At 38.0% G+C, this 15,740-nt stretch carries 13 protein-coding genes; 10 read left to right on the forward strand and 3 right to left on the reverse strand.

The genetic code is table 11. The features are described from left to right. The first annotated feature begins 35 nt into the window (after positions 1 to 35). On the forward strand, positions 36 to 428 hold the full coding sequence (locus QNH17_RS04280; protein WP_283877562.1) for a globin domain-containing protein: 393 nt from the start codon (positions 36 to 38) through the stop codon (positions 426 to 428). Between the two features lie 45 nt (positions 429 to 473). Here QNH17_RS04280 and QNH17_RS04285 read toward each other — a convergent pair whose 3' ends face one another. The 3 genes from QNH17_RS04285 to QNH17_RS04295 all read right to left on the reverse strand — a co-directional run bounded on the left by QNH17_RS04285 (position 474) and on the right by QNH17_RS04295 (position 3,655). Continuing rightward, positions 474 to 1,769 carry an ABC transporter substrate-binding protein gene (locus QNH17_RS04285; protein ID WP_283877563.1) on the reverse strand — a complete coding sequence of 432 codons (1,296 nt, stop codon included), beginning with the start codon at positions 1,767 to 1,769 and terminating at the stop codon, positions 474 to 476. A 90-nt stretch (positions 1,770 to 1,859) separates the two neighbouring features. Beyond that, positions 1,860 to 2,687, reverse strand: a complete 828-nt coding sequence (locus QNH17_RS04290) for a carbohydrate ABC transporter permease (protein WP_026568432.1) — start codon at positions 2,685 to 2,687, stop codon at positions 1,860 to 1,862. Continuing rightward, a complete protein-coding gene (locus QNH17_RS04295) occupies positions 2,687 to 3,655 on the reverse strand; it encodes a carbohydrate ABC transporter permease (RefSeq protein ID WP_283877564.1) in 969 nt (322 codons plus the stop codon). The genes QNH17_RS04290 and QNH17_RS04295 overlap by 1 nt, the downstream gene beginning before the upstream one ends. Before the next feature lie 211 nt (positions 3,656 to 3,866). Between QNH17_RS04295 and QNH17_RS04300 the strand changes: the two genes are divergently transcribed. From QNH17_RS04300 to QNH17_RS04340, 9 genes are all read left to right on the forward strand, one after another. Continuing rightward, on the forward strand, positions 3,867 to 5,687 hold the full coding sequence (locus QNH17_RS04300; RefSeq protein ID WP_283877565.1) for a sensor histidine kinase: 1,821 nt from the start codon (positions 3,867 to 3,869) through the stop codon (positions 5,685 to 5,687). After that, the gene (locus QNH17_RS04305; RefSeq protein ID WP_283877566.1) at positions 5,684 to 7,273 is read left to right on the forward strand and encodes a response regulator transcription factor; all 1,590 of its coding nucleotides are present in this window, start codon (positions 5,684 to 5,686) and stop codon (positions 7,271 to 7,273) included. Before QNH17_RS04300 ends, QNH17_RS04305 begins: the two co-directional genes overlap by 4 nt. 353 nt (positions 7,274 to 7,626) lie before the next feature. Continuing rightward, entirely contained in the window at positions 7,627 to 8,601 is a 975-nt protein-coding gene (locus QNH17_RS04310) for a LacI family DNA-binding transcriptional regulator (RefSeq protein WP_283877567.1), read from the forward strand. A gap of 295 nt (positions 8,602 to 8,896) precedes the next feature. After that, positions 8,897 to 9,853, forward strand: coding sequence for an ABC transporter permease (locus tag QNH17_RS04315; RefSeq protein ID WP_283877568.1), 957 nt, complete (start codon positions 8,897 to 8,899; stop codon positions 9,851 to 9,853). A gap of 17 nt (positions 9,854 to 9,870) precedes the next feature. Continuing rightward, positions 9,871 to 10,785 (forward strand): carbohydrate ABC transporter permease, encoded by a 915-nt coding sequence (locus QNH17_RS04320; RefSeq protein WP_283877569.1) that lies wholly within the window; start codon positions 9,871 to 9,873, stop codon positions 10,783 to 10,785. 137 nt (positions 10,786 to 10,922) lie between these two features. Next, a complete protein-coding gene (locus QNH17_RS04325; RefSeq protein WP_481858613.1) occupies positions 10,923 to 12,518 on the forward strand; it encodes an ABC transporter substrate-binding protein in 1,596 nt (531 codons plus the stop codon). A gap of 66 nt (positions 12,519 to 12,584) precedes the next feature. Continuing rightward, positions 12,585 to 13,565, forward strand: a complete 981-nt coding sequence (locus tag QNH17_RS04330; protein ID WP_283877571.1) for a PfkB family carbohydrate kinase — start codon at positions 12,585 to 12,587, stop codon at positions 13,563 to 13,565. Between the two features lie 3 nt (positions 13,566 to 13,568). Continuing rightward, positions 13,569 to 15,065 (forward strand): glycoside hydrolase family 32 protein, encoded by a 1,497-nt coding sequence (locus QNH17_RS04335; RefSeq protein ID WP_283877572.1) that lies wholly within the window; start codon positions 13,569 to 13,571, stop codon positions 15,063 to 15,065. A 33-nt stretch (positions 15,066 to 15,098) separates the two neighbouring features. Further along, positions 15,099 to 15,707, forward strand: coding sequence for a YesL family protein (locus QNH17_RS04340; protein ID WP_283877573.1), 609 nt, complete (start codon positions 15,099 to 15,101; stop codon positions 15,705 to 15,707). Positions 15,708 to 15,740: the final 33 nt, after the last annotated feature.

Here is a 15,740-nt window from a genome sequence, read left to right on the forward strand (position 1 = left end):
AATAATCAAAAACTGAAAGTGGATGGTGACGAAAAGTGGATTACAATTTTAAATCGATCTATGATGAAATTGGCGGGCAAGAAACAATAGATAAATTGGTCAATGCTTTTTATCCGCGTGTATATGCCGACCCAGAACTAAGACCATTGTTTGAAGGGGATATGGAAGAAATAAAGCGTAAGCAGCGGATGTTTTTGCCGCAGTTTTTAGGAGGTCCAGCCCTTTACAGTCAGGAATTTGGACCGCCAGCCATGAGACATCGGCATCTGCCATTTGAAGTAACGCCTAGAAGGGCAAAATGCTGGCTTCGCTGCATGAAAGAAGCATTTGAAGAAATAGGACTTGATCAACAACCTGCCGGGCCGTCGTTTTATGACCGGTTAACACAAGTAGCTGGAATTATGGTCAATAGCCCGGATCGTGAATAATCAAAAGGCTCTTCTCAAATTGAGAGGAGCCTTTTAAATGAAATACTATTTTTTTAACTTAGCCCAAGTAGCATCGAGTGCTTTTTCAGTTTCAGCTTTCGAATTTTTGCCGCCAACATAGGCTTGAAGTGAAGCACCGAATTCCTGACCTGCACCATCAGGATATTTCATGAACTGCCAAGAGTAAGTTTTGCCTTCTTGAGAGTACTTTTGAAGTTCTGCACCTAGAGGTCCAATATCTTCTGCTTTTGCTTCGATTGTTTTAAATGCTGGGATGTATTTGAATTCCTTAACTAATGCTGTTTTACCCTCTTCAGATGAAACCATCCAGTTTAAGAAATCTTTTGCCGCCTTTTTATCAGCTTCAGGTGCTTTGTTATGAACTACCCAGTTCGTTGGAACGTCAACCATTAATTTATCTGCTTGTGCCGCGTCATCAGTAAGTGCCAATGGAATGAAACCAACCTCCATGCCTGGATTTAATTTGTCCAGCATCGGCTGAATCCAGTTACCTTGCTGAATCATTGCAGTTTCGCCGTTAGCAAATTGTGTCACTTCTGTATTGTAATCTGTTGTCAGCGGATTTTTATTACCATATTTAATGGTTAAGTCTACCAGTTTGAAGTAGTCAGCAAAATATTTGTTGCCTTCAATTTTAGCAGTACCTTCGTTTAATCCTTTAATGAAGTTTTCGTCATCTGCTTGTTGGTATGCGAACGGAACGTTCAACCCATGGTTTGCTAGTACCCACCATTCAGCGTAGCCTACTGAGAAAGGAGTAATGCCAGCAGCTTTTAGTTTTTTCGATGCTGCTTCTAACTCCGAGTATGTTTTTGGTAGTTCTGTAATGCCAGCTTTCGCAAATAACTTTTTATTGTAAGCAAAACCATAGCCTTCCATATTAACAGGTTGACCATAAATTTTTCCATCGATTGTCATAGGCTTTAATGCATTTTCATAGGCATCTTTCACCCAAGGCTGGTCAGATAAATCTTCGAATTTATCTTTCCAAGTTTGAGCCTCTTGATAACCGCCATTCCCAAAGATATCAGGTGCTTTGTTGGAAGCAAACTTCGCCTTAAGTGCTGCAGCACCATCAGCGCCGCCGCCTACTGTTTCAATATTAAAGGTTACATCTGGATGTTCTTTTGTATATTGATCTGTTAACGCTTTCAATTGATCAGCGATTTCAACCTTTCCATTAAAAAGATCGACCACTACTTTACCGTCTTTACCATCGCTTTTTCTATCCCCTGAAGCACTGTCGCTAGAACATGCTGTTGCTAATAGAAGTGAAGCCGATAATACACCTGCAAGTAAAGAATACTTTTTGATCCCCATTAAATTTCCCTCCTGGTATATAAATCTATTTTATATTTGTCTCTGCTATCTGTCATGCAGATAGCAGAGGTTGTTCCCCATGTTGATATTTCACTTAATAGAACCACTGGTAATCCCTTTAATAATGTGTTTTTGCATCGCAAAGAAGAAGATTAACAACGGAATGATGCCCATAACCAATGCGGCTAGCGCTAGATCCCATTGCTTTGTATATTGTCCAAAGAATGAGAACGTTGCTAATGGAATTGTTTTTAATTCCGGGTCCTGAAGTACAAGTGATGGTAATAAGAAGTCATTCCAAATCCATAGGCTGTTTAAAATGACGATGGTAACTGTAATCGGTTTTAATAGTGGAAAAACAATTCTCCAAAATACGCCAAATCTTGTACAGCCATCGATAATTGCTGCCTCTTCAAGTTCGACTGGAATTCCTTTGATAAAACCGTGATATAAGAAAATTGTCATTCCAGATCCAAAACCTAAGTACATGATGACTAGACCCCAGACGCTGTTTAAAAGACCAAAGGTTCCAGCTGTTTTGATGAGCGGAATCATAATTGATTGAAACGGAATAATCATTGCTGCTACGAAGGTCATGAAAATAACATTGCTGATCTTCTTTTTTGTTCTAACCAGCATGTAGGCGGCCATGGAACAAAAGATAACTAGAACAACATTACTTGCTATTGTAACGATTAGAGAGTTTGTAAATACCTTTAAATAGTTCAGCTTTTCAAATGCGCTCACATAGTTTTGAAACTCCAGAACCTTCGGCAAGGCCGATGTGTTGGATAATATATCAGCGAACGGTTTCAAGGAGTTTGAGATCACATAATAAAAGGGAACTAAAAAGGCGAGACCAAGCACGATGGCAAGAATTTCAACCATAAATGTCTTTACTGTATACCTGATTCCCATTATGATTCAACCTCCTTCTTCTTCGAATACGTCACTTGAATGACCGAAATAGCTGCAACTACTAGGAAGAATATTAATGCTTTTGCTTCACCAATTCCGTAGCGGTTATTCACAAAGGCTTCAGTATAAATGTTGAGCGCTAACATTTCGGTTGACTTGAATGGACCTCCATTTGTCAATGAAAGGTTCGCATCAAAGACCTTAAATGATGATGCTGTTGTTAAAAATAAACAGATGGTGACCGCAGGTGCTACAAGTGGCATAGTGATGTGACGAAGAATCTGCCATCGATTTGCACCGTCAATTTTGGCCGCTTCAATTAATTCTTGAGGAACGTTTTGCAGGGCTGCGATATAGATGATCATAATGTAACCTGCACCTTGCCATACGCTGACAATGACAATTCCCCAGAAAGCGGTATTGGCATCGCCTAACCAAGCTAACTCGAAAAGAGGAATCTTGGTCAACTCTCCAATTGATGCAAAGCCTTTTACAAAAATAAACTGCCAGATAAATCCTAATAAAAGACCACCAATCAAATTAGGCATAAAGAAAACTGTTCGTAAAATATTTCTTGTCTTCAGCATTTGGGTAACAAGTAATGCTAATCCAAACCCAATCGCATTTGTAAGGATAATCGCAATTATCGTATATTTCGTAGTAAGTTTGAATGAATCCTGGAATTGCTTGTCTTCGGTGAAGATGTACTTAAAGTTGTCCAATCCCACCCATTTGACAGCACCTGTTATCCCATTCCAGTCTGTAAAGGCATAATAAATACCTGTGAAGAAAGGGATCAGAACAATGAGCGTGAATGCTAAGAGAACGGGACCGACAAATAGAGCATATAATCCTGCGTCTTTCAGTTTCTTATTTTTATTTAAGGAAACTGACTTTGAAGCTTTCGTATTTTTTTGAAGTTCTAATGATGAGGTTTTTACTTTTTCCAACTTACTATGGCTATTCATTACCTGCACCTCCATAACTTCATTTTAGAGAATAATGAAAATTATGAAACGGCTTACATTGACCAGTAGGGTGGAAAATATTGAACAGTCAAAACTATCGACAAGTCAATGTATGCCCTATCATTGGTTAAAGAATGTTGTTACAATGGAGGAAATTTTACTAATTGGAGGAAGGTTAGTTCTTGTTTTACCATTTAACTAACCGAATGATATGCAATGGGGAATTCGTAAAAAGCTTATTATATTTTTATTGCTAGTAACGGTGCTGCCTTTTGGCAGTTCAATCGCGATTACTTATTATCAAACCACGAAGTCACTTAATAATCGCTTTGTTTCGACCAACCATGACCTGATTGTAAAAGGGGAAGAAGAACTTACGGTTTATTTGGAAGATGTTGCTCAGATGTCTTCGGTACTTTACCGATATACCCCCTTTATGAATGTGATGAGGGATGGACTCTCACAGAACTTAGGGACGAATCAAGAAGAAGTTCGCCGAGCCCTGGCCTACTTATTTAATACACGTCCAGAAATTGAGCAAATGCATTTATATATTGATATCGGTAAAGATTCTTTTACAAATTATCATTCAAGAATTAGCGGGAGGGGAAAGTACATTAGTATTTTTTCGCACCCCTACTATTCAAGGTTAACAAGGTATGAAGGATTTTCACTCATCGAACCTCCACATGAAATCTATAGTTATAACAATATTTCTGTTATTCCGGACTCGGAAAAGAAAAAAGTGTTAAGTTTTCATAATATCCTTCGCGATGTTCCATCAGACAAGCTATTAGGTTTTTTGTCCATTGATATTAATCTTTCAAAAATAAGTGCGATTGCCGGCCGCTTATTTGCAAAGGATATGGAAGATTTGTTTATTATGGATGACAAAGGAGTCATTATATACTCCTCAAATGAATCTATGATCGGTAAGGAAAATAAAGAAAAGTGGTTTGAGCAGGTGAAGAAAGTATCTTCCACAACTAAAAGTATGGAATGGAAGGATAAACAATTCTCCGGTGTGATTGTCCATGATAAGTTTTCCGCTCCCTACAAGAATTGGTATATTGTTAAAAGAATTCCTTACAATGTACTTTATCAAAGTGCGAGAGAAACAGCTCTGATTAATATTTTGATTGGAATAGTTACGCTTGTTATCGTATTAATAGCCACCATGTTTGTTTCATTTAAGATAACTGCACCGATAAAGGTATTAATTGATAACATGAAAAAAGTAGAAAAAGGTGAATTTGAGGCAGATTTTGATTCGTTAGGAAACGATGAAATTGGCATGTTGGGAAGGCATTTCAAATTAATGATTTCAAAAATCAATGATTTAATTGAGAGAGAATATAAATTGGATATTGAAAATAAAGAATCCCAACTGCGAGTATTACGGTCGCAAATTAACCCGCATTTTTTATATAACGCTCTTCAATCGATTGGTACGCTGGCACTAAAATCTAAGGCGGTTCCTGTGTATTCCTTACTCACTTCCTTATCGAAGATCATGCGATACAGTATGAATATGAAGGAAGACATTGTTCCATTTATTTCAGAGGAAATGCATGTTAAATCCTATTTATTATTACAAAAACAACGGTTTGACGAGCAATTTGAATTCGAAGTGAATGTCTCAAAAGAAGTACAAGAAATACTTATCCCCAAAATGATTCTACAGCCAATTGTGGAAAATTGTTTTAAACATGGATTTGATCAGCGTTTAGAAAAAGCAACCATTCAAATTGAGGGGAAGCTGCTAGATACCGGAATGGTTTACATCTGTGTTAGGGATAATGGAGTAGGCGTAAATGAAGAAGAGCTAAATCGTATCAGGCAAGAATTATGTAATGGGGGATCTAAAGAAGAAAAACAAAGAGAAACCATTGGTTTAAAGAATATTTATGACCGTTTGCAGATTTATTACGCAAATCAAGCGCAAATGTGGATTGACAGTAATGAAGAAAGTGGATTTACGGTGACCGTTCAGTTTCCTATGGTTATCCAAAAAGAGGTGGAGCACACATGAGAGCATTAATTGTCGATGATGAAAAGCACGTTCGTGAAGGAATCAAGATATTAGGTGCTTGGGAACAAAATGGAATTGACGAAATTTATGAAGCAGGAAATGGTGAAGAAGCCATTCACCTCATTCAAAAGTATAATCCAGAGATTATTTTTTCAGATATGAAAATGCCAAAAATGGATGGCGTCCTGCTTTTAGAATGGATTAAAGAAAATCACTCGTCCAGTAAAACAATCGTTGTGACCGGTTATGATGATTACCATTATATGCGTAAAGCCATTCATTTCGGCAGTTCTGACTATCTCTTAAAGCCGATTGACCCCGAAATCTTAAATCAGACGTTGGAAACAGCCGTGGATGAATGGAAAAAAGAAGCATTAAACCGGGCTAAAATCGTAAGCAGCTCTCAATTAATCAATGAAATGAAACCTGTTTATCGGGACCGAAAGCTTACCAAATTGCTAAATAATGATCATCTGAAGGAAGATTTGTATAAGGATTTTGGGATTCCTCAGTCCTGCAATTATCAAACAGCACTTGTTCAGATGAACGGTAAGACCATTGAGGCTTTTCAAGGAGATCGTGATTTAGCCTATTTCACAATCTTGAACATCATTAATGAAATCATGAGGGAACATGAATGTGGTGTTGGTTTTCGTTACTTATCAAATAAAGGCGAAGTTGTCATTATTTTTTGGGACAAGTTTGAGCAAATAGTAGACCTTTTAATACAAATATATCAGACGATACAAAGCATGATGGATATTTCTTGTCCTATTGTTTTAGGAAAGCTAGTAACTAAGAGTTCTCATTTATTGGATTCCTATCTTCATGCCAAGCAGCTGTTGTTTACTAGTAATATTTTGGAAAATAGAGAGAATCGAGTCTTTGTGCAGGAGACCTTGCCAAGCCCTGCCTTAAAGAATCTTATGGACTACTCGGCTAATATCGAACTGGCCGTACAAGCTGGTGAAATTGGGGCTTTTGAAGAAGTGATCAATCAAATAGCAACGGATTTTACTGAAAACGATTATTTATCATTAAAACAGCTGTTCCATTTTGAAAATGAATATCTGGTGATCAGCAATAGATGGTTTAAGCAATATCATCTCCCTATTAAAACAGGAGAGGATATCCATAAACGAATTGATTTATTCTTCGATCAAAACGGTACCTTTCAGTTAGAAGAATACAAACAGAGGAAAAAACGTGAAATTACTATCTTCTTGAAGAGAGTAAAAAGAGGCACGGAACAGAAAAATAGTAACATCATTTATGAAATCGAAAAGTACTTGCAAGCAAACTTTGACCGGGATGTAAAGCTGCAAGAGATATCAGACCATTTTTATATGAGCAGAGAATATATCTCAAGAAAATTCAAACAAGAATTTAATGTGAATATCTCCGATTACATTGTTAGATTTCGAATGAAAAAGGCGAAATCGTTATTAAAAAACAGCCAGCTAAAAATCTATGAAATTGCCAATATGATCGGCTATCAAGACGACAAATATTTTCGAAAAGTATTTAAAAAGGTTGAGGGGATTACCCCAAATGAATATCGTGAATCCTCTATAAAACAGAAATAAGCAGAGCCGAAATCCGTATAGAAGTGATCTAAAGTAAAGACTCTGTTTTTTGGACGGAGTCTTTATTTATGTTGAGGGATCAATATCAGTTTAAACAAGGAGTTTGCCGGACTAGGATTGCATGGGAAATGCCCTGGAGCATGTAAAGCAAATTTCTGATGAGAGTGGAAGAGGTATAAAAAAATACACTCTATCTTAAAAAAGTAATCTGAAAATTAATTTATTTTTTCTATAAAAAAACATTGAAACGTTTCCAAAGGGGTGATATTATTGGTGTATGGAAACGATGAAACGTTTCCAAAGTGATAATATTATAAGTGAATGAAATCGCTTTATTACTGGAGGTAGTGGTAGTGCCAAGCATTAAAGATGTTGCAGAACTGGCAGGAGTTGGGGTTGGCACTGTTTCACGAGTCATAAACAATCATCCAACTGTAAAGCCTGAAACCCGGGAGAAAGTGAATGCAGCGATCAAACAATTAAATTATATTCCAAACGAAGTGGCAAGAAATTTTAAAATGCAAAAATCAACAATGGTTGCGCTGATGATTCCGAGTGTATGGCATCCATTTTTCTCAGAGCTCGCTTATTATATCGAAGATGAACTTGACCGAGAAGGGTATAAATTGATGCTTTGCAATAGTGGGGGCAGACCTGACAAAGAGCTTTATTATTTGGATATGCTCAATCAGAATAAAGTAGCAGGCATTATTGGAATCACTTACAATGACATCGAAGATAGTGTGAGTACTGATATTCCGATTATCAGCATTGACCGCCATTTTGGAAAAAAAATCACATGCGTAACCTCGGATAACTACACTGGCGGCCGCATTGCCGTAAGAGAGCTTGTGAAAGTGGGAACTAAAAAAGCCGCATATCTTGCAACCTATAGTGATGTTTATAGTGAGGTTGAACTTCGGAAAAAGGGATTTATCGATGAAGCAGAGGCTCAAGGTATCGAATATATCATCTACGAGGAGCTAGATGCTGTTTTTAATGATGAAAAATACTTCGAAAATTTCTTTAAAATAAAAGAGCATCAGGATGTGGACGGGATATTTGCCAATACCGATCTACTTGCCGCCAATTATATCGATAAAGCTAAACAATATGGCTTGCGGACTCCAGAGGATGTAAAAGTAATCGGATATGATGGAATTCAGGATAATAAGCTGTTTCATCCAATTCTATCAACGATCCGGCAGCCGGTTGAGGAAATGGCAAGAATGTCTGTAAAGCTTCTCTTAAGAAAGATTGAAGGTGAAGCACTGGAGCAAGAGATTTATCGAATCCCTGTCATGTACAGAGAGGGCGAAACAACTTAGCTATTATTTGCAATTTTTTTAACTCTTCGTTGGAAACGTTCAATTAAAAGCTGGAGGATAAGGGTTCATCGAATACCTCTCGTTACAGAGAGGGAGGAACCTTAGATATATAATTTTTTTAACTCTTTTTGGAAACGTTTCAATGAAGCGTTCAAGTAAGAGATTTATCGAATACCTATGATGTAAAGAAAGGAAGAAACGGTTTAGATAACACAAAATTTTTTAGCTATCGTTGGAAACGTTTCAATTGAAAAGTTAGACAAAAAAAAAACATTGTTGAAAGTGAGGCAAGAATATGGAAGTGGCAAGGAAGGCAAATCCGATTATCGATTCACCCATCCAAGTAAGAAAAGCATCAAAACTAAAAAAAATCTTGAGTAATTATCAGCTCTATTTATTTCTTTTACCCGCTTTAGTTTATTTTATTGTTTTCCATTATGTCCCGATGTATGGAATATTAATTGCTTTTAAAGATTTTGTTGCAACAAAAGGAATTATGGGAAGTCCGTGGGTTGGATTTAAACATTTTGAGCGATTTTTCGACTCCTATCAATTTTGGATCTTGATTAAAAATACTCTTGGTCTTAGCGTTATACAACTAATCGTTGGTTTTCCGCTTCCAATTTTTCTAGCTCTCATGATGAACCAAATTAGAAGTGATAAGTACAAACGTTTTGTTCAAACAGTTGTTTATGCGCCGCATTTTATATCAGTAGTTGTTTTAGCGGGTATGATTTATGTCTTCTTTTCAAACAATGGTCTAATTAATAACTTAATCCTGATCTTTGGCGGTGATCCGATTTCGTTTATGGCAAAACCTGATTGGTTTAAACCATTATATATTGCCTCAGGCGTTTGGCAAGAAACCGGATGGGCTGCGATTATATATCTAGCTGCGCTTGCAGGAGTCAGCCCTGAACTGCATGAGGCTGCGGTAATGGATGGAGCAAATAAGTGGCAGCGTATTTTTCATGTAGACATTCCGGCGATTATGCCAACGGCTGTTATTCTATTAATTCTAAACGTTGGTAACATTATGAATATTGGTTTTGAAAAGGCTTACCTGTTACAAACACCAATGAACCAGCCTGCAGCAGAGATTATCCCAACCTATGTTTATAAGATGGGGTTACAGCAGGCGCAATATAGTTTTGCTTCCGCAGTAGGATTGTTTAATTCAGTGATTAACTTAGTTTTATTAGTCTTAGTAAATAAGTTTGCAAAAAAATTATCCGGAACAGGATTATGGTAACGGGAGGTGCAGCATAAATGAGTATATTAGCTTTAAAGAATAAGAGAATGACAAGAAAATCGAAGGAAGATAAGGTCTTTGATATTATTAACTTTTTTCTGGTCGCGATCATCTTACTATTGGTAGTCTATCCATTGTACTTTATTATAATTGCCTCTATCAGTGACCCAAACATGATTTACGAAGGAAAGGTATGGCTATTGCCGAAAGAGCTGACTCTTGAAGGGTATCAGAGAATCTTTGGAGACAGCAAGATTTGGCTGGGCTATAAGAACTCCATCATCTATACGGTAGTTGGAACGATTGTCAATGTATCTTTTACCTTAATGGCTGCCTATGCCTTGTCTCGAAAAGATTTGTATGGAAGAAATGTCATCATGTTTTTATTCCTCATGACGATGTTTTTCTCAGGCGGTTTAATCCCTACATACCTGGTTGTTAAGAATCTGGGTTTGCTTAACACGATGTGGGCGCTTATTCTGCCGAAAGCAGTGGCTGTCTGGAACGTCATTGTCGCAAAAACATTTTTTGAATCCTCTATTCCGGGTGAGTTATTAGAAGCTGCCAGAATAGATGGATGTTCCGATGCAAAATTTTTCTGGAAAATTGTCCTGCCGCTTTCAAAACCAATTGTCGCTGTCATGGTGTTATTCTATGCCGTTGGACACTGGAACTCCTATTTTGATGCTTTGATCTATTTAAATAATGAAAACTTATATCCGCTGCAATTAATTTTACGAAACATTTTAATCCAAAATCAGGCATCCACGATGATGATCAGTGACCTGGACTCCTTGGCCGCAAAACAAAGAGTGTCCGAGCTAATCAAATACGGTGTAATTATCGTTGCTTCCATCCCGCTTTTAATCGTCTACCCATTTGTTCAGAAGTACTTTGTTAAAGGGGTTATGATTGGCGGAATTAAAGGTTAATAGAAATAAACTGCCATAAGGGAGGTGATGGCAGGCGTCACTGATAGAGTTTGCCATCCATTTAATTAATCTAATAGGGGGAATAAGAAATGTTGAAATCAATTAAGAAGAATGTTCGGAAAAATAAGAAAAAGAGCATGGCAATAGCATTGGTTTTAGGATTAAGTGCCTCATTAGCATTAACTGGCTGTTCAAACAGCGATTCCGCCAGTTCAGAGAAAAAAGCAAATACTACTGCCTTTCATAAGACTGGTTTACCGATTGTCGACAAACAAGTTACGTTAAATATTGTTTCGCCAAAAGCGGCTCTCGCACCTGACTATTCAAAAATGGTGATTTTTGACCGGCTTCAAAAAGCAACAAACGTAAAAATCAAATGGAACAATATTCCTGGTGATGGGTATCAAGAAAAGAAAAATTTAATGCTGGCAAGCGGCGATCTGCCAGATGCGTTCTACTCGTCAGGCTTTTCTGATCATGACCTTGTCCAATATGGCCAGAACGGCACGATTATACCGTTGGAGGATTTGATCGATAAATATGCCCCTAATTTAAAGAAACTTTTTGAAGAGAGACCAGAGTTGAAAAAGGTTGTAACAGCCCCTGATGGCCATATTTATTCCTTGCCGCGTGCAGAAGAAATGGATCTGATCGGCATGCCAAATATTATGTTCATCAATAAAGCTTGGTTAGATAAGCTTGGTCTGAAAATGCCGACTACATTAACAGAATACCATGATGTGTTAAAAACGTTTGTGGAAAAGGATGCGAACGGGAATGGCAAGAAAGACGAAATTGGGCTGTCTTTCTGGTACAACGGCTGGTGCGGCAATGAAGGAGATTTAATTGGTTTATTCGGGGTGCCGGATGCGCCATTTGAAGCCGATCACCGGATTGTTAGAGATGGAAAAGTACTTTATGCCGGGGTTCAACCAGAGTTTAAAGAAGCAATAAATTATTACAACGGGTGGGTAAAGGAAGGTTTGCTTGACCCTGAGGTTGTAACGCAAAAAACGGAGCAGCTGTTTGCAAAAGGGAAAACGCAGGATCCAACTCTTGGATCGTTTATATGGTGGGAAAATACGGAAGTAGTTGGACCGGATCGAGTAAAAGATTACGTGGTATTGCCGCCATTAAAAGGGAAGGATGGCAAAATTGTGATTGGGCGTTCCAACTATTCCGAGTACGGTAGAGATGCCTTTGTGATTACCTCCGCGAACAAAAACCCTGAGATAACGATGCGCTGGGTTGACCAATTGTATGAGCCAAAAATGTCGGCACAAATTAACTGGGGGCCAATTGGTGAAATTTACGAGGAAGATGCCAATGGCATGTTAGTCAATAAACAGCTCCCTGCTGGCGTAGCAATGGGTGAATTGCGTCAAAAGGTTGCTCCGGGCGGTCCGTTTGTCGTCTTAAAGGATCACTTCGGTAAAGTGGTAGACATGGAGCCAAGAGCAAAGGAAAGATTACAGATTCTTGATCAATATTATAGACCACATATGGTGAAAGAAAGCTATCCATCTATCTTCTTTAGCCCTGAAGAGCTTGAAGTGATAAACACGATTGAGCCGGAAATTAAAGCATTTGTTAAGCAAAAAGAAGCCCAATGGTTGATTGAGGGCGGGATTGAGAAAGAATGGGATGCCTATGTGAAACAATTAAATGATATGGGTCTTGATAAATTAATGAAAGTGTACCAAAAAGGATTAGACCGCTATAACAAACAATAATCCCTATATGTGGCCAGACATCATCTCCCGTCTGGCTTTTTCAAAAATAAGAATAGGATGATAGAAATGTTTGATGTCACTGCTTTAGGCGAAGTATTAATTGATTTTACACCCTCTGGCCATTCGGAAAAGGGCCATGTATTATTTGAAACAAACCCTGGCGGAGCGCCGGCCAATGTGCTTGTGGCACTTTCTAGATTAAATATGGAAACCGCGTTTATCGGAAAAGTGGGCCATGATCAATTTGGCCATCTGCTAAAGGGGGTTTTACAAACTCACAACATTGATACAAGCAATCTTGTATTCTCGGAAACTGTCAATACAACACTAGCCTTTGTCCATTTAGATGAAAAAGGGGATCGTTCCTTTAGTTTTTATCGGAATCCGGGTGCTGATATCATGCTGGAGAATGCTGAAATCAATGAAGATACAATCAAACAGTCCCGTATCTTTCATTTCGGTTCTTTATCTTTAACAAATGAACCGGCAGCTTCAGCGACTATAACCGCATTGGAATATGCCAAAAAGCATAAGGTAACGGTTTCCTATGATCCCAACTTGCGAATTCCTTTATGGCGGTCACTTAATGAAGCCAAGCGGCAGATTTTAAAGGGATTTGAATATGCAGATATTGTGAAAATTTCTGAGGAAGAATTGGAATTTTTAACGGGATACTGTGATGTAGTAAAAGGGACGGAAGTTTTACAGGAACAGTTTGATACAGCAGTTATTTTTGTAACACTAGGATCCGAAGGCTGTTTTTACCGAAGCAAAACCTTCTATGGCAGTAAAGAAGGATATCAAGTAAACGTTGTCGATACGACGGGAGCAGGAGATGCCTTCTTGGGTGGTGCACTATCTCAAATCCTTAAAATGAATAAACCTCTAGATCACTTAACTGAAGTAGACACTGAAGAAATCGTCACTTTTGCTAATGCAGTCGGTGCCCTAACGACAGAAGGAAAAGGTGGAATTCCTAGTATTCCAACTGCTGCTCAGGTTGAACGGTTTTTAAATAAAAGAATTCTTGAGAAAGGAAGAGTATAAGAAATGACCAACAACGTCTTAGAAAAACAACCATATTATACCGAAAAATACCGTCCACAGTATCACTTCACTCCAGAGCGACAATGGATGAATGACCCAAATGGGATGGTGTTTTATAACGGGGAATATCACTTATTCTATCAATATCATCCCAATGGAACAACATGGGGTCCCATGCATTGGGGACATGCGGTAAGTAAAGATCTTGTTCACTGGGAACACCTCCCGATTGGTTTGGCACCAGATGAGCATGGAACGATTTTCTCAGGTAGTGCAGTCGTAGATTGGAACGACACAAGCGGTTTCTTTGATGGGCAATCAGGGTTAGTGGCGATTTTCACTCATGCGGATACATACCCTGATTCGGACCGTCCACGACAAAGGCAGAGTCTTGCCTTTAGCAAAGACAATGGACGCACATGGATAAAATATGAGGGGAACCCTGTTCTGCAAGAAGAAAATATCATTGATTTTCGTGATCCAAAAGTGTTCTGGCATCGTGAAACTAATCAATGGGTCATGGTAATAGCCGCAGGTCAAACGGTTAGAATTTATACTTCCCAAAATTTAACTTCATGGGAGTTTGCCAGTGAATTTGGAGAAGGACATGGCTCACATCAGGGTGTCTGGGAGTGTCCCGACCTTTTTGAATTAACTGTTGATGGGGATTCCAATCAGAAAAAATGGGTGCTATTTGTCAGCATTGGCAATGATCCAAAATATGAAGAAGGGTCCAGAACGCAATATTTTATTGGCGAATTTGATGGTAAAACATTTTTCAATGATTACAAACCAGAAACGACCCTTTGGATTGATCACGGACGTGATAATTATGCGGGCGTTAGCTGGTCCGATGTTCCAGCTGAAGACGGAAGAAGAATTTATATTGGCTGGATGAGCAACTGGCAATATGCAAATGTTACTCCTACAAAAGAATGGCGAAGTGCGATGACGATTCCTAGAGTACTTGAGCTAAAGAAAACCGAAGAAGGGATTCGGCTTGTACAAAAACCAGTTCGAGAGTTACAAGGTATTCGTGATAAAAAAATATTAATTCAAAACGAAGTGGTTGTACCCGGTAAAAATATTTTAGAAAATGTTAATAGTAACACATTCGAAATCATTGCCGAGTTTGAAATTGGAACCGCAAAGGAATTTGGGTTCAAAGTTTGTAAGGGAGCCAATGAAGAAACAATTATTGGATTTGATGCAGAAAACCAAACATTATTTATAGATCGAACTAATTCAGGAGAGGCTGCTTTCCATGAGGCCTTCGCAGGAAAACATGAGTGCTATTTACTGCCAGAAAATAATAAGATCACTCTACATGTTTTTGTTGACCAGTCGTCTGTAGAATTATTTGGAAATAATGGAAAGGCCGTCATAACGGACTTAATCTTCCCAAATCAAGAAAATAAGCATTTGGAGCTTTATGTAAAACATGAAGAAATTAAGTTACACTCGTTAGAGCTTTATTCGTTAAAATCTACTTGGCGATAATGTAGTGAAAAGGTAATAGGGGGAATGAATTTAATGAATGGTTTAAACAACAGATTATTTAATACCTTGGATACAATGGTAGATTTATTTCTTTTAAATTTACTATGGGTCATTACTTCGCTCCCCTTAATAACCTTTTTTCCTGCAACAGCAGCCATGTTTGGCGTTGTCCGCAAACGCATTTTACAACAGGAAACAGAAAGTATTTTAAAAAGCTTTGTAAAAATTTTTAAAGGAAATTTCAAACAAAGCTTTATTATCTCGATTATTTGGTCGGTACTTGCCTGTTTCTTATATTTTGATTATATGCTTATAGATCCAAGCAGTTCTGTTGGTCACCTCGTTCTGTATATCATCTTAGTCATTGGCATTTTGTTGTTTAGTTCGATCTCCATTTATCTATTTCCGATTATGGTCCATTTTGAACTAAGCTTTAAGCACGTTATTCGAAATGCCTTTCTCTTTTCCCTTATGAACCCGGTCTTAACGATTCTTTTATTGATAATTGTTGGGGCGGGTACTGCTCTTTTCTACTTTTATCCAGCTACGATTTTCATCATAGGCAGTTTCGCAGCATATGCAGTTTATTACTTATGTCAATTATGGTTTAACCAGTTGCTAAACATGAAGGGAACAAACTGAAGATTAAAAATTATTCTAGGGTGCACTTAAACA

Source organism: Neobacillus sp. SuZ13 (assembly GCF_030123365.1).
GTDB lineage: Bacteria > Bacillota > Bacilli > Bacillales > Cytobacillaceae > Neobacillus.

Coding starts and splice junctions, on each gene's coding strand:
- QNH17_RS04320 (WP_283877569.1), top strand. CDS start 9,871: ATGAGTATATTAGCTTTAAAGAATAAGAGAATGACAAGAAAATCGAAG.
- QNH17_RS04295 (WP_283877564.1), bottom strand. CDS start 3,655: ATGAATAGCCATAGTAAGTTGGAAAAAGTAAAAACCTCATCATTAGAA.
- QNH17_RS04300 (WP_283877565.1), top strand. CDS start 3,867: ATGCAATGGGGAATTCGTAAAAAGCTTATTATATTTTTATTGCTAGTA.
- QNH17_RS04340 (WP_283877573.1), top strand. CDS start 15,099: ATGAATGGTTTAAACAACAGATTATTTAATACCTTGGATACAATGGTA.
- QNH17_RS04335 (WP_283877572.1), top strand. CDS start 13,569: ATGACCAACAACGTCTTAGAAAAACAACCATATTATACCGAAAAATAC.
- QNH17_RS04325 (WP_481858613.1), top strand. CDS start 10,923: ATGGCAATAGCATTGGTTTTAGGATTAAGTGCCTCATTAGCATTAACT.
- QNH17_RS04315 (WP_283877568.1), top strand. CDS start 8,897: ATGGAAGTGGCAAGGAAGGCAAATCCGATTATCGATTCACCCATCCAA.
- QNH17_RS04305 (WP_283877566.1), top strand. CDS start 5,684: ATGAGAGCATTAATTGTCGATGATGAAAAGCACGTTCGTGAAGGAATC.
- QNH17_RS04330 (WP_283877571.1), top strand. CDS start 12,585: ATGTTTGATGTCACTGCTTTAGGCGAAGTATTAATTGATTTTACACCC.
- QNH17_RS04285 (WP_283877563.1), bottom strand. CDS start 1,769: ATGGGGATCAAAAAGTATTCTTTACTTGCAGGTGTATTATCGGCTTCA.
- QNH17_RS04290 (WP_026568432.1), bottom strand. CDS start 2,687: ATGGGAATCAGGTATACAGTAAAGACATTTATGGTTGAAATTCTTGCC.